Annotated in this window: 14 protein-coding genes; 9 read left to right on the top strand and 5 right to left on the bottom strand. The window is 55.2% G+C overall.

Going from position 1 to position 13,482, the window contains the following annotated elements:
- Positions 1–710: 710 nt before the first annotated feature.
- The 6 genes from QOS10_RS05440 to QOS10_RS05415 are packed head-to-tail and all read left to right on the top strand — an operon-like array spanning position 711 to position 5,641.
- Positions 711–1,718, top strand: coding sequence for a uroporphyrinogen decarboxylase family protein (locus tag QOS10_RS05440; protein ID WP_283594269.1), 1,008 nt, complete (start codon positions 711–713; stop codon positions 1,716–1,718).
- Between the two features lie 12 nt (positions 1,719–1,730).
- Positions 1,731–2,474, top strand: a complete 744-nt coding sequence (locus QOS10_RS05435) for an amino acid ABC transporter ATP-binding protein (protein ID WP_283594268.1) — start codon at positions 1,731–1,733, stop codon at positions 2,472–2,474.
- A gap of 15 nt (positions 2,475–2,489) precedes the next feature.
- On the top strand, positions 2,490–3,161 hold the full coding sequence (locus tag QOS10_RS05430) for an amino acid ABC transporter permease (RefSeq protein WP_283594266.1): 672 nt from the start codon (positions 2,490–2,492) through the stop codon (positions 3,159–3,161).
- 19 nt (positions 3,162–3,180) lie between these two features.
- Positions 3,181–3,879 carry an amino acid ABC transporter permease gene (locus QOS10_RS05425; protein ID WP_283594265.1) on the top strand — a complete coding sequence of 233 codons (699 nt, stop codon included), beginning with the start codon at positions 3,181–3,183 and terminating at the stop codon, positions 3,877–3,879.
- Positions 3,880–3,907: 28 nt separating this feature from the next.
- Positions 3,908–4,771, top strand: coding sequence for a transporter substrate-binding domain-containing protein (locus QOS10_RS05420; RefSeq protein WP_283594264.1), 864 nt, complete (start codon positions 3,908–3,910; stop codon positions 4,769–4,771).
- Positions 4,772–4,801: 30 nt separating this feature from the next.
- The gene (locus QOS10_RS05415) at positions 4,802–5,641 is read left to right on the top strand and encodes a transporter substrate-binding domain-containing protein (RefSeq protein ID WP_283594263.1); all 840 of its coding nucleotides are present in this window, start codon (positions 4,802–4,804) and stop codon (positions 5,639–5,641) included.
- A gap of 66 nt (positions 5,642–5,707) precedes the next feature.
- Here the strand turns inward: QOS10_RS05415 and QOS10_RS05410 are convergent, their stop codons facing one another.
- The 5 genes from QOS10_RS05410 to trpS form a co-directional block, all read right to left on the bottom strand.
- Complete coding sequence (locus tag QOS10_RS05410) at positions 5,708–6,406, bottom strand: NAD-dependent protein deacylase (RefSeq protein ID WP_283594262.1); 699 nt, start codon at positions 6,404–6,406, stop codon at positions 5,708–5,710.
- Positions 6,407–6,410: 4 nt separating this feature from the next.
- Entirely contained in the window at positions 6,411–7,373 is a 963-nt protein-coding gene (locus QOS10_RS05405) for an IpaB/EvcA family protein (protein WP_283594261.1), read from the bottom strand.
- The gene (locus QOS10_RS05400) at positions 7,373–8,626 is read right to left on the bottom strand and encodes a hydroxymethylglutaryl-CoA reductase, degradative (protein ID WP_283594259.1); all 1,254 of its coding nucleotides are present in this window, start codon (positions 8,624–8,626) and stop codon (positions 7,373–7,375) included. Before QOS10_RS05400 ends, QOS10_RS05405 begins: the two co-directional genes overlap by 1 nt.
- Positions 8,623–9,558 carry a Ppx/GppA family phosphatase gene (locus tag QOS10_RS05395; RefSeq protein ID WP_283594258.1) on the bottom strand — a complete coding sequence of 312 codons (936 nt, stop codon included), beginning with the start codon at positions 9,556–9,558 and terminating at the stop codon, positions 8,623–8,625. Before QOS10_RS05395 ends, QOS10_RS05400 begins: the two co-directional genes overlap by 4 nt.
- A 181-nt stretch (positions 9,559–9,739) precedes the next feature.
- Positions 9,740–10,762: a tryptophan--tRNA ligase gene (gene trpS / locus QOS10_RS05390; protein WP_283594257.1), complete on the bottom strand. Its 1,023-nt coding sequence runs from the start codon at positions 10,760–10,762 to the stop codon at positions 9,740–9,742.
- A 314-nt stretch (positions 10,763–11,076) separates the two neighbouring features.
- On the opposite strand from trpS, the gene QOS10_RS05385 reads away from it, so the two are divergent.
- The 3 genes from QOS10_RS05385 to QOS10_RS05375 are packed head-to-tail and all read left to right on the top strand — an operon-like array spanning position 11,077 to position 13,386.
- A complete protein-coding gene (locus QOS10_RS05385; protein ID WP_283594256.1) occupies positions 11,077–12,588 on the top strand; it encodes a Y-family DNA polymerase in 1,512 nt (503 codons plus the stop codon).
- Complete coding sequence (locus QOS10_RS05380; protein WP_283594255.1) at positions 12,585–13,037, top strand: hypothetical protein; 453 nt, start codon at positions 12,585–12,587, stop codon at positions 13,035–13,037. Before QOS10_RS05385 ends, QOS10_RS05380 begins: the two co-directional genes overlap by 4 nt.
- On the top strand, positions 13,024–13,386 hold the full coding sequence (locus QOS10_RS05375) for a transposase (RefSeq protein ID WP_283594253.1): 363 nt from the start codon (positions 13,024–13,026) through the stop codon (positions 13,384–13,386). The genes QOS10_RS05380 and QOS10_RS05375 overlap by 14 nt, the downstream gene beginning before the upstream one ends.
- Positions 13,387–13,482: the final 96 nt, after the last annotated feature.

The following is a 13,482-nucleotide window of genomic DNA, read 5'->3' as shown; positions in this document are numbered from 1 at the left end:
AATTGATAAAGAAGAAAAGTCTCATTGACCTGCTTAGCAAATTCTTATTCTCAGCAAAATAAATCTATATTCATCAGTAGACCGGCCACGAGGGCCTAAATGACGGCTTTTATGCAGTTTCCCCGGTACACTCACGCAGATTATGCAAAATTTGGCTGAACAATAATGAGAGACTTTCTTAGACTGGCATTTTTAACTGTAAATGTCTCAATAAACATGTTATTTTACAGTTGAACAACAAAGAAAGGGGCGATCATAATGCTACTAAACACTAATGCAATTCGTAACGTTACCCGTAACTTTAAGAAGGACGGCCACTCGAAAGGCTCAGTGGCATTGCCATTCAAGGTGGATGGTAAGGTCGTCTTCTTCGAATAACTAAATAATCAAACGCCCACGGCTCCGCAACCTGCGGGGCTTTTCAATTTAGCTAACAAAAAATCAGTGAAATTCTGTTGACAAACATCGACACAGTATTCTAGAATACAAGTATCAATTTTGAAAGGAGCCGAACCCATGTCATTCATTAAATCTGCAATGTGTTGTCAACCTTCAAGTACATTCGGACAAACTGACATGAGTTCAGCTGGCCGTTTTCTTTGAGGTTGACTTTTTAATCTCACGAAAACCCGCTTAAAGTAGATAAACGCCACCGATCATGTCATTGATCGGTGGCGTTTTTTGTATTCAATTAGAAAGAGTGATTATTTATGAGTTTAAGTCGTGAAACCGTCCTAAAAGCATTACATAACGAAACCGTTGACCAGGTTCCTGCATCGTTTTGGCGTCACTTCGCCGATAACGAGTTTACCAACGCCGCCACTACCCCCAGCGTCCTGACAACCAACCTGAACGGCCACTGTGACTACTACCAGGCCGTTGACGTGGATTTCGCCAAGACGATGCTTGATGGCTACTTCCCCTACCCCTTCCATGGCGTTAACGATCCCAAGAATATCACCGACCTCCATAACTTACGACCAATCGCAAATGATGATCCCTGGCTGACTGGTCAGGTAGCCCTGGCCGAAAAGCAAAAGCAGATTGCCGGCAGTCGGCCAACCTTTGTCACCATGTTCTCACCACTGTTTCTTCTGAAGTGGGCGTTGATTGAACACTACCAGGAACCACTGCTACTGGCCGACAAGCGCTTCGCCGACATGTACGAAGAAGATCCCCAGCTGGTTCTCCACGTCCTGAAAGTGATCAGTGATGACCAGAAGAAGGTTGCCAAGGCCCTGATGACCACCAGCATCGACGGGATCTACTACAGCACCCAAGAGATCCAGGATGAACGCACCAGCACCCCGAAGTTCTTCGAAGAGGTAATGGAGCCGACCGATATCGACGTTCAGAACGCCATCAACGCCGTCTCCCCGCTTAACATCCTGCACATCTGCGGTTTTGACGGCGCCGACAACCACCTGGATTGGTTCGTCAACTACCCGCTGCAGGTAATCAACTGGGCGACCGAAACCGATGGCTACTCCCTGGCCGCCGGCAAGAAGCTTTTCGGCGACCGGCCGGTAATGGGCGGCCTGGACAACAGTACCAAGGGGATCCTCTATTCCGGCACCAAGCAGCAGATCCAAGACAAGATCCACGCGCTGATCGCTGAGACCGGCAACCAGGGCGTCCTGCTCGGTGCCGACTGCACGGTTCCACGTGATATTGACTACGACCACCTGCGTTGGGCCATCGAAGCCGCACACAATTAAGGAGGAAAGAACTTGCTACTAACGGTTAAAGACTTGCATAAATCATTCAATGACCGGGAGATCCTCAAGGGGATTGACTTCCAGATCGAAAAGGGCGAGATCGTCGTCATGATCGGTCCGTCCGGGTCGGGGAAAACCACCTTCCTGCGCAACCTCAACTTCCTGGAGCACGCTGACCAGGGTTCGATGGACTTCTCCGGCCACCAGATCGACCTGGCCAAGCCCGAAAAAAAAGACGTGCAGTGGGTCCGGCGCCACTCTGCGATGGTCTTCCAGAACTACAACCTCTTCAAGAACAAGACGGCCCTGCAGAACATCGCCGAGGGTCTGATCTATGCCCAGGGGATGGCTAAGGATAACGCTAACGACATCGCCAGCAAGGAACTGGCCAGCCTGGGCCTCAGCAAGCAGGCTCAGCTCTACCCATCCCAGCTCTCCGGTGGTCAGCAGCAGCGGATCGGGATTGCCCGGGCAACGGTGCTGAATCCGGAGATCATTCTCTTTGATGAACCAACTTCGGCCCTCGACCCCGAACTGGTCGGCGCCGTGCTTGGCGACATGCGCAAGCTCGCCGAGGCCGGCCAGACGATGATCATCGTCACCCACCAGCTCGGTTTCGCCCGACAGGTGGCCGATCGGATCGTCTTCTTCGATGAGGGCAAGATCGTCGAGGAGGGGACACCGCAGGAACTGTTCGACCACCCGCAGAACAAGCGGACCGCGCAGTTCCTAACCGCCCTAAGCGACGCTAACTAAGGGAGGCGACCACCATTGAGCAACACTAAAATATTGAGTGTGATCCTGCGGGGGTTGCCCAACACCCTCTACCTGCTAGTGCTCTCCTTCATCTTCGCAACAGTCCTGGGGCTTTTTCTGACCTGGCTGGACCTGCGGAAGAACCGGGCAGCCACCGGGATCGCCCACCTCTACCTCGGCCTGATCCGGGGAACGCCGCCACTGCTGATGCTCCTTCTGGCCTACTACGGGCTGCCAGTCCTGCTGAAAGCCATCGGGATCAACATCGATGGCTGGACGCGGCTGACCTTCGGGGTGCTGGGCCTGTCGCTGGGCTGGAGCGCCTACCTGTCAGAGGCCTTCCGGAGTGCCTACCTGTCCGTTGACCCCGGCCAATTGGAGGCGGCCCGGTCAATCGGGTTGCCCGACCGTACCACCTTCTGGCAGATCCTGATCCCCCAGGCAGCCATGATCGCCCTGCCTAATATTGAGAACCTGGTTATTGGGCTGGTCAAGGCTACCTCACTGGTCTACGTCCTGGGGCTCTATGACCTCTACAACGAGGCCTCGAACCTTTCCAACCAGACGGCCGGAATTCACCAGCTCCGGATTTTCATCCTCCTGGCGCTAGCCTACTGGGTCATTGTCCTGATCATCGAGGGGATCTTCCGGTTGATCAGAAAACGTTTTGCCGCTATCCGCGCCTAATTGAAAGGAGGAAATACACGTGTTTGACTTAAACTTTGCCCGCGAGTCATTCGGTCAGATCCTATCGGCTGCGCCCCTCACCCTCCTGGTGGCGGTGGTGGCAACTCTGGTCGGCCTGATCCTCGCCATCCTGGTCGCCATCGCCCGGGAGAAGAAGATTCCCGTCCTATCCCAGGTGTTGGCGGTCCTGGTGTCCTTCATTCGGGGAACCCCGATCCTGGTCCAACTCTATGTGGTCTATTACGGACTGCCGCAGCTATTGGTTCTGATGCGCAGCTGGGGCTGGAGTACCAACCCGGATGGTCTGCCCGCCATCGTCATCGCCTTCTCAGCATACGGGCTCAACGCGATGGCCAACCTTTCGGAGAGCATCCGGTCTGCCTACCATTCAGTTGACTACCGCCAGTATGAAGCAGGGTTGGCCGTTGGGATGACGCCATTTCGAACCATGACCCAGATCGTAGTCCCGCAACTGATCACCAACCTGATTCCCAACTTTACCAACATCTTCCTGGACCTGATCAAGGATACCGCGCTGATCTACAACATCGGCCTGGTTGAAATTATGGGACAGGCCAACATCGTCTCATCGATCGGGTTCAAGTACCTTGAGACTTACACCGACGCGCTTGTCATCTATATCGTCATCTGCTGGATTTTCGCCAAGATCTTCCAACTGATCGAAGACCGTCTCCGTCGTCATTATGCTATTAACTAATATTCAATAAGAGGGAAGAGAAATAATAATGAAATTATCCAAGATTATAACGTCACTGACTATTATCGGTCTGGCTGCCAGCGCCCTCGCTACCCCAGTAACCGCCCATGCCGCTAAAACCACCACGGTCAATGTGGCCGCCCCGAACGGCAATCCCGAATTTATCGTCAACACCGACCATGGTCCGGCCGGCTACTACGGTGATTTAATCAAGCGCATCGACCGCGACCTGCCGCAGTATAAGTTCAAGACGACCTTCACCTCCCAAAACGCGGTCTTCTCGGGTCTGCAGTCTGGGAAGTACGACGTGGCCTTGAACAACTCCTGGTACAACAAGCAGCGGTTCAGCAACTACTACCACACCCGGGCCACGAGTTTGGATGACGTCCGAATTATCTACCGCAAGAACAGTCCACAGGCCAAGTACCTGAAGGACGCCACCTCCCTGAAGCCGGTCGCCGAGCATAAGATGTCAATGGTCCCGCTGGCCACTGACGACGCCCTCTACTCCGTCGTCAAGACCTACAACGACACCCACAGCCCAAAAGTGGACTTGAAGCCATTCGGTGACCAGTCCACGGCTGATGCCCTCGGGCAGGTTGCTTCTGGCAAGTACGACGTGACGATGTACCCATACGCTGCCTTCCGTGAGGTGCAAAATACCAAGAACGGTAAGAAGCTGGCCGTCTCCAAGTCCATCTACTTGAAGAGTGCCTACCTGTTGGTTCACAAGAACGCCCAGAACAAGCAACTGACTAAGGATCTGAACAAGGAAATCGACCACCTGTACAAGGACGGCTACCTCGAACACCTGACCAAGAAGTACATCCACGAAAATACCTTCGCCTTCCCTGGCGCCAAGAAGGCCTACAACGCTGAATTTAACAAGTAATCACCTAAAACATAAAGGAGAACAATCATCATGAAGTTATCACATTTAGTTACCCGTGCGGCCCTGGCTGGTCTGGCCATTCTGGGTCTGTCCGCCACAATTGGTTCTGCCTCTGCTGCCACGACGGTCACCGTCGCCGCTCCCAACGGTAATTCACCATACATCATCAACACCGACCACGGGGCCAGCGGTTACTATGGTGCCCTGATCAAGCGGATTGACCGCGACCTGCCGCAATACAAGTTCAAGACAACCTTCACCTCTCAGAACGCGGTCTTCGCCGGTCTGCAGTCTGGCAAGTACGACGTCGCCATGTCCAACTTCTGGTACAACAAGCAACGGTTCAACAACTACTACCACACCCGGGCCAATGGGCTGGATGACCTCCGCCTAGTAGAACGGAAAAACGGCAAGAAGGCTAACTCCCTCTCCGAAGTCGCCAAGAAGAAGCTGACCGTGGTACCGGTATCCACCAGCGATGCGCGTTACAGCCTGCTGGAAAACTACAACCAGCAGCACCCGAACAACAAGCTCAACCTCAAGGGAATCGGTGACCAGACGACTGGGGATGCCTTAAAGCAGGTTGCCTCTGGCAAGTACGACGTGGCTGTTTACCCTTACGCCGCCTACAAGTCTGTTCAAACGACTCCTGCTGGCAAGAACCTGACCGCCTCCAAGTCGATCGGTCTGGAGAGCTCCTACTTCCTCCTTCACAAGAGCCCGGCTAACAAGAAGCTGACCCAGGCCATGAACAAAGAACTCCAGAAGCTCCACGACGATGGCTACCTGGAAAAGCTGACCAACAAGTACCTATACGAGAACACCTTCAAGCTGCCCGGTGCCCAGAAGGAATTTAACGCCCACAACTAATCATTAACCGAGAATACAAAAAAGCGGATCATCACTGATCCGCTTTTTATTATGCGTTAAAAAATGTTAAACCTGCAGCTCATCGAAGAACTTGGTAGCGTCCGTCTGCACCATCGTGAACTCGCATGGCAGGTTCAGTTTCTGCTGGTTGATCGCCAGAACCTGAGCATTCGGGTTCCGGTACTCCAGCAGTCCGGCAAACGGGTAGACCTTCATCGAGGTTCCCACGATCACGACCAGGTCGGCAGACTGCATGGCCCGGACGGAATTCATAATGTCGTCCTGCTTGATTCCTTCATCATAGAGGACAATGTCGGGCCGCAGGGAGCCGCCGTCCTTGGCATGGAGCCGGCTCTTCAGGTAATCGGCTACCGGCACCGTCTCACCGCACTTCTCACAGTAGACGTGGTAGAGGTTCCCGTGGAAGTCGATCAGGTGGGTCGTCCCCGCCTCCTCATAGAGGTTATCAATGTTTTGTGTGATCACCGTCGCCCGGTCCTGGTTGGTCAGGGCCGCCTGCTTCTTGTGGATCACGTTCGGCTTAGCATCCGGGAAGTAGAGGTTCTTCTTGCAGAATTCGTAGAAGCCCTCTGGATCACTGCTGAAGTAGCGGTGACTCAGGTAGTACTCAGCGTTCTTGTCCTGGGTGTAGAGCCCATTAGCCGAGCGAAAGTCTGGAATCCCTGAGGCCGTGGAAACCCCGGCCCCGGTCAGGAAGACGATCCGCTTGGCATTATCAAATAATTGCTGAATTTGCGCGTTCATAGACTCACTTCCTTACAATGTATGGCACGCTGTGTTCTTCCAGGAACTTCTTCACGGGCATGTCGTAAACCCGCTTGAAGTACTCTGGCGCATTGGACTGCGGTGCTTCAATGGTGAAGGAGTTCTGGCGGTCGCTCCGCCGCAAGCCAACGTAGGCCCGCTTAGTCGCCCCCCGCTCCTTCATGTCGGAATGGAAGATCTCGAAGACCTGGCGCATCTCCAGCCGCAGCTGCCGTTCACTCAGCACGGGTGAAACCGTCGTGTATTCGTTGTTGTGCAGTGCTGGCAGTCCCCACTGCTGCATCTGTTCATCAAACAGGGAGTAGACCTTGATGATCGTCCGCCGCATGTCAAATGGCGACTTGATTGGCTTGGCCGTGATCTCGTCATAGATCTTCTGGGCTGCCGCCAGGGCTTCTGGATAGTTTTCCTTAAAGCGGTCGGCAAACTTGTCAAAGTGGTCCCCATAGAAGACCAGGGCATCGAGGATCGTCAGCAGGCGCAGGGTCCGCTCGTCATCATCCTTGGCCCCCTCCTTGGTCAGGGTGTGTTCAACCCCCTTCCAGTATTCCTCTTCGATCTGGTCATTGATCAGGCCGTGCTTGCGTTGTTCGGCCACCACCACCCGGTGAATCGCCACGTTGTAAAGGTCCGTGGACATGATCATCATCTGTTCATCGAGTTCCTTGTCCCCGAGCGACAACTGGAAGAAGATCTGCGGGAAGCCCTTGAGCAGCATCAACAGGTGGAGCAGCTCGTGAGAAGCCGTGTAGTTAGGCTCTGTCAGGTCGGTCACAATGATGAAGAGGCCGCCGGGCAGGGTCTTCTGGGTGGCTTGATCGTGCCGGACATAGCCGGACTTCTTGCCGTGGAACTGGACAAAGACCGTGCCATCCGGATAGAGGGAATTGATCTCATCCAGGAGGGCCTGGTTTGTCGCGTTTAACTTAATTTCTTCTTCGCTCATTATTGATCCTTTCTAATTTCAGCTAATACCAGCCGGGCCGTTTCCTGGTCAACGTGGGTACACTTAGCCAACCGGGCCGCCACCAGCGGAACCTCCGTCGGCTTGGCACCAACGCTTACCGCCAGCGAACGGTACTGGAGCTTCATATGGCCAGCCTGGATCCCCGTTGTTGCCAGGGCGCGCAGGGCGGCCAGGTTTTGTGCCAGACCAAGGCTCGCCGTTACTGCCGCTAGTTCTTCAGCCGTCTTAATCTTACTAATCTGATAATTGAGTTTCGTCATTGGGTTCAGACCGATCGAACCGCCGACCACCCCCACCGGCAGGGGCAGGGTCATTTCACCATGCAGCTTACCGTCGACAACCTGCCAGGTGCTGAGCCCGCGGTATTGACCACTGCGGGCAGCGTAGGTATGGGCGCCACTCTCGATTGCCCGCCAGTCGTTGCCGCTGGCAATCATCACGGCGTCAATCCCGTTCATGATCCCCTTGTTATGAGTAGCTGCCCGGAACGGGTCCACCTGGGCGAGGGCGCTGAGCTTGGCAATCTGTTGGGCTACCTGTTCACCGGATTGTTCCTTGGTAGCCAGCTTGGCAAAGTCAACATCACAGCTGACCGTCTGCAGACTGTTCGTCGCCAGGTTGCTCAGGATGGCAACCAGGACGTGATAGCCCTGGGCGGTTAACTCGCGGCCAACCGCCTCGGCCATGGTGTTAACGCTGTTGGCCCCCATCGCCTGGCAGACGTTGATTCCCAGGTCAATACTGATGAAGTCGCCGGGGGTCCGGACCGTCATTGACTGGGCACCCCCGCCACGGCGCTGCATCGACGGGTGGGCCGCATTGGCCACGGCCAGCAGGTGGTCGCGCTGGGCCGTCAGCTTCTCAACCGTCGCCGGCACATCGGCCACGTCGGTCAAGACGACCTGACCGACCACCTGCCGGTGCTGCTTGGGAGCGGTAAAACCGCCGCTGGCCTGAACCCGCTTGGCACCATTACTGGCTGCGGCGATCACCGAGGGTTCTTCCACGACCATTGGGACAACGTACTCCTGCCCATTGACGGTGAGGTTCAACCCCACCCCTTCCGGCAGGCCGTAATCCGTCAGGTAGTTCTCCACCAGCTCGTTGCCCAGGGTCGACGCGCGGTCAGCCAGGGTCTTCGTCACCGATTGAGGCAAGTGAAGGGCCTGGGTCAGTCGTTCGCGACGCGCCTGGGAATCGGCCTTATAAAAACCGTGTTGCCAATCACTCATTGCGGTCGCTTCCTTTGATTAACGTATTCGGTAATGATTCCTTCCCGGACACCACTCTCCGAGAAGATCACCCGGCCATCACTGTTGCGCTGGAGCAGACTGACCAGGGGCAACATCCCCCCGACAATGATATCTGCTCGTTCTGGTTCCAATCCTGGCATCCGCTTGCGCTGGGCCAGGTTCCGGTTCAGCAACTCCCGGTAAGTGGCAAACACCACCCGTGACGAGAGCTGGTAGCCATGGATGGACCGCTGCCGCCGGTGACGGTGGTGGTAGGACCAGGTCATCCGGGCCAGTGTCCGGTTGGCACCACCCAAGAGAACAATTGGTACCCGGGTCGCATACCGCAGCCAGGGAATCTTGGTCAGCCGTTCGTTCATCGCTACCTGGGCCCGGAAAAGATCAGCGGACCGCACATAGCCATTGAGGTGGAACTGCTCCGACAGGGTCACCGCCCCAACCGGGATTGAGATCAGGTCCCGCGCCCGGCGCTGTTGGACCAGCACCAGTTCACAGCTTGCACCACCGACATCCAGAATCAAACAGTGGTTTAACTTCATCGTCCGAATCACGCCCAGGTAGTCGTAGTAGGCTTCCTTCTTTCCTGAGAGGACCTGGAGCCGAATTCCGACCTCCTTTTGAACCCGGTTGAGAAACTCCTGCCGGTTGCGGGCTTGCCGCACCGCCGCCGTCGTAATTGCCCGCACCTGCGTATGGGGCATGCCCTCGTAAATCTTCTTGAAGCGCTTCAGAGCGGCGATGGTCCGGTTCATGGCGTCCTCTTGCAGCATCTTTTCCCGCCCCATGCCTTCCGACAGGCGAGTATTCTCCTTGACCCGCTTGATTTCACGAAAACGGCCATCCGGAGCGATTTCGGTGATCGCCATCCGGGCCGAGTTAGAGCCGAGGTCTACAATCGCGAGGTTTTCCACTATTTTCACCTCCGCTTTTCAATTTTATCTTTTCTTAGAAAACATCCTCTTTATGTTACCATGTTCCGTGCCGTGAAACACTAATAACTGTCCAGCAGGAAAAATTTTTCTTACATTAAAGAAAGACCGCCCGCAGTAAATAATTACCGGAAGCAGTCCTAACTCAATATTTCAATTATGACTAGCCAAAGTAGTTGATCCCAATGGCATCCCGAACTTCCTTCAGGGTCTGGTTGGCAACTTCATTGGCCTTAGCGGAGCCTTCCATCAGCACTTGGTCAACATAGTCCAGATTATCCGCATATTCTTCACGCCGCTTCCGGATTGGTTCCAAAACGGCCTGGAGGACATCGTTTAAGTGGCGCTTGATCTTGACGTCACCGAGGCCCCCGGCTTGGTACTGTTCTTTCAGTTCAGCCACGTGTTCCTTGTCGGGATCAAAGATGTCCAGGTAGGTGAAAACCGTGTTGCCCTCCACGTGACCGGGATCGCTGACCTTGATGTGGGTTGGGTCGGTGTACATCGACATGACCTTCTTCTGGATGGTGTCGGTGTCATCAGACAGGTAGATGCAGTTCCCCAGGGACTTGCTCATCTTGGCATTGCCGTCGAGGCCGGGGATCCGTCCTTCACCCTTTGGCGGGAAGACCCCTTCTGGTTCAACCAGGATGTCTTGTTGGTAGATCCGGTTGAAGGTCCGGACAATCTCCCGGGTCTGCTCCAACATCGGCTCCTGGTCATCACCAACCGGCACGGTGTCGGCCTTGAAAGCGGTGATGTCGGCCGCTTGACTGACTGGGTAGATGAAGAAACCGGCTGGCACACTCTCACCGAACTTCTTCTGCGTGATTTCCGTCTTAACGGTTGGGTTCCGCTTCAGTCGAGAAACCGTAACCAGGTTCAGGTAGTGCATCGTCAGTTCGCTCAGGGCTGGGATCTGGGACTGAACCAGGATCGTGGACTTCTTGGGGTCAATGCCCACGGCCAGGTAGTCCAGGGCCACTTGGTGCAGGCTGTGACGGATCTTCTCCGGATCGCGAGCGTTATCGGTCAGAGCCTGCTGGTCGGCGATCATGATGTAGGTGTCGTACTTGCCGGTATTCTGCAGGGCCACCCGGTTCTTGAGGGAACCAACGTAGTGTCCAATGTGCAGCTTACCCGTTGGCCGGTCACCAGTTAAGATTACGTGTTTCTTTTCTGTCATAATTAATTCCTCCTTAAACGATAAAAGCGCCCTATTAGCCATTGACTAATAGGACGCTTGCGCGCGGTGCCACCTAAATTGCAAAATCATTTGCCACTCTTAATATAAGGTTATTAAGTTGTAACCACTTCACGCTTTGAGAACCTTCACACCAACCGTTCCTCGCTGTGCTCACGCTACTAAATATGCTTATATTTTAAGCCCTTTTACAGTTAAAAGGCAAGTCTCCCGCAGCTCGTATTTGCAAACGCTTGTTCGCTATTTAGGTATCCAGTATAATAGATACATCAACAAGCAAGAAAGGAGAATCTGCAGTGGCGACTTACCTGGCAATTGACCTGAAATCATTCTACGCCTCAGCCGAGTGCGCCGATATGGGTTATGATCCCTTAAACACCAACTTAGTGGTCGCTGACGCCAGCCGCACCAGCAAGACCATCTGCCTGGCGGTCTCCCCGGCCCTCAAGAAGTTTGGTCTCCCCGGTCGGCCCCGCCTGTTTGAGGTCGAGCAGCGGGTCGCCGAGCTCAACCGTCAACGGGCACAGCAGGCGAGCGACCACCGCTTAGCCGCCTGGGGATCGATCTACCGCGATGAACTCCTCCGTTCACCCAGTCTCAAGATCGAATACAAGATCGTTCAACCCCGGATGGCCTTCTACCTGCAAAGGAGCGCCAAGGTCTACGAGATCTACCTCCGCTACCTGCCGCCGGCTAAGATCCATCCCTACTCCATCGATGAGGTCATGATGGACATCACCGATTACTTGGCCAGCCACCACACGACTGCGCACGACCTGGCCAAGGAGATCATCCAGGTGATCCAGGCCGAGACCAAGATCACCGCCACTGCCGGAATCGGGGATAACCTCTACCTCGCCAAGGTGGCCATGGACATCGTGGCCAAGCGAATTCCGGCCGACAAAGACGGGGTCCGGATTGCCGAGATGGATGAACAGAAGTACCGCCGCTTTCTCTGGGCCCACCAGCCGATCACCGATTTTTGGCGGGTCGGCCGCGGTTACGCCAAGCGCCTGGCCAAGCTCGGTTTGCTTACGATGGGCGACATTGCCCGCTGTTCATTGGGGACCCTCTCCGACCCGCAGAACGAGGAAACCCTCTACCGGGAGTTCGGCAAGAATGCGGAGCTATTGATTGACCACGCCTGGGGGTACGAGTCCGCCATCATCGACGATATCAAGCACTACCACTCCGATGACCACGGGCTCTATTCCAGCATCGTCCTTCCCCGCCCCTACACCTTCCAAGAAGGCCGGATCGTCGTCCAGGAGATGGCCAACATGCTCTGCCTCCAGATGGTCAAGCGGGACCTGGTAGCCGATGAATTCTCGCTGACTGTCAACTATGATGCCCAGAACCTGCAACCGGGACATGACTACCACGGCGCCATCACCAAGGACTTCTACGGCCGCGACGTTCCCCATCCCGACCACCAGAAGATCAGTTTCAAGGTGCCGACTGCCTCACCGACCGAACTGGTGGCCCACTTTCTGACCGCCTATGACCAGTCCTTCCACCACCAGCTCACCATCCGCCGAGTCACCGTCACCGCCAACCACCTGGTCAACCACCGCCAGGCCCAGGAGCGGACATACACCGAGCAGCTGGACCTCTTCAGCGACCCGGAGCAGACCGTTCAAGCGGCTAAAAAGCAGCAGGCCCAGCGCGACCAAGATTACAAGCTGCAGAAGCTGATCTTGAAGACGCAGCAAGACTTCGGTAAGAACGCCATCATCCGGGCTGCAGACCTCAAGGACGGGGCCGTTGCCAAGAAACGTAACAAGGAGATTGGAGGCCATCAGGCATGATCGATAAAAAGCAATGGCAAGCCGAACAGGCCCAGTTCAACGACACCAGCCGTTATAATGACATTATGGACAAGCCACGGCATGTCTCCCACGCCCACCTGCCGATGACCGGGCGTGATCGGGCCGGCCAGTTCGCCCCGTTTGCGGCCCTCACCGGCTACCATGAGCTGCTCAACAAGATCGCCCAACGGTACGTGAACAAGAAATACCCGACCGGGGCGGAGGAACAGGCAATCTTTGACTTCTTCCACCAGTTGCCGACAGGTGACGCGGTCAGGCTGGAGCTCACCTACTTCAACGGGGAGAGCGGCTACTACGAACACTACCGGGGCACTCTGGACCATGTAAACTGGGCTCAGCAGGTCGCCTATTTTGCAGACGGCCCCCAGATACCACTCAGAAATATTCGCGCCGTCACCAGAAAGGGGAATGCCCATGGCCAAGGATAGCGAGATTAAGGCGATGATCAAGCAGGGCAACCAGACCATTGCCGACTTCCAGCAGCACTCGTCGGGGCGGTTAAACCTCTGGACATCGATTGTTGAAATCAGCCGCAACTACGTGATCACCGTTGAGGCCCAGAAACGGGTGGGCACGGGGATCACCACCGCCATCATCTGTCACCTTCCCTTCGACCAGTATAGCGATGAAGATTATCTGGCAGTCTTGATGGGGCTGCAGCAACAATGGGGCATCCCGATCCTCTGCCACGCCTTTTCTCGCCGCCGGTTGGCCAACCTGCGCCACCAGTACGGCAGCCGGATCATCCGCGATGATATTGTCCGCCGGTACAAGTAAATATTCTGTGAGTCAACCGCCACGCCCTAAAGGACGTGGCTTGTGAGCAAACACCCTTCTGATGAGTGCTTGAACCACAATTTGCATAGATAGGCC

The organism is Limosilactobacillus galli (assembly GCF_947381495.1).
Taxonomy (GTDB): domain Bacteria; phylum Bacillota; class Bacilli; order Lactobacillales; family Lactobacillaceae; genus Limosilactobacillus; species Limosilactobacillus galli.
The sequence above is the reverse complement of the archived record's forward strand: the minus strand, read 5'-3'. Positions and strand labels throughout refer to the sequence as shown.

Excerpts from the sequence above, each read along its gene's own strand:
- QOS10_RS05410 (WP_283594262.1), bottom strand. The coding sequence starts at position 6,406 with ATGAACGCGCAAATTCAGCAATTATTTGATAATGCCAAGCGGATCGTC.
- QOS10_RS05440 (WP_283594269.1), top strand. The coding sequence starts at position 711 with ATGAGTTTAAGTCGTGAAACCGTCCTAAAAGCATTACATAACGAAACC.
- QOS10_RS05375 (WP_283594253.1), top strand. The coding sequence starts at position 13,024 with ATGGCCAAGGATAGCGAGATTAAGGCGATGATCAAGCAGGGCAACCAG.
- QOS10_RS05415 (WP_283594263.1), top strand. The coding sequence starts at position 4,802 with ATGAAGTTATCACATTTAGTTACCCGTGCGGCCCTGGCTGGTCTGGCC.
- QOS10_RS05405 (WP_283594261.1), bottom strand. The coding sequence starts at position 7,373 with ATGAGCGAAGAAGAAATTAAGTTAAACGCGACAAACCAGGCCCTCCTG.
- QOS10_RS05420 (WP_283594264.1), top strand. The coding sequence starts at position 3,908 with ATGAAATTATCCAAGATTATAACGTCACTGACTATTATCGGTCTGGCT.
- QOS10_RS05380 (WP_283594255.1), top strand. The coding sequence starts at position 12,585 with ATGATCGATAAAAAGCAATGGCAAGCCGAACAGGCCCAGTTCAACGAC.
- QOS10_RS05400 (WP_283594259.1), bottom strand. The coding sequence starts at position 8,626 with ATGAGTGATTGGCAACACGGTTTTTATAAGGCCGATTCCCAGGCGCGT.
- trpS (WP_283594257.1), bottom strand. The coding sequence starts at position 10,762 with ATGACAGAAAAGAAACACGTAATCTTAACTGGTGACCGGCCAACGGGT.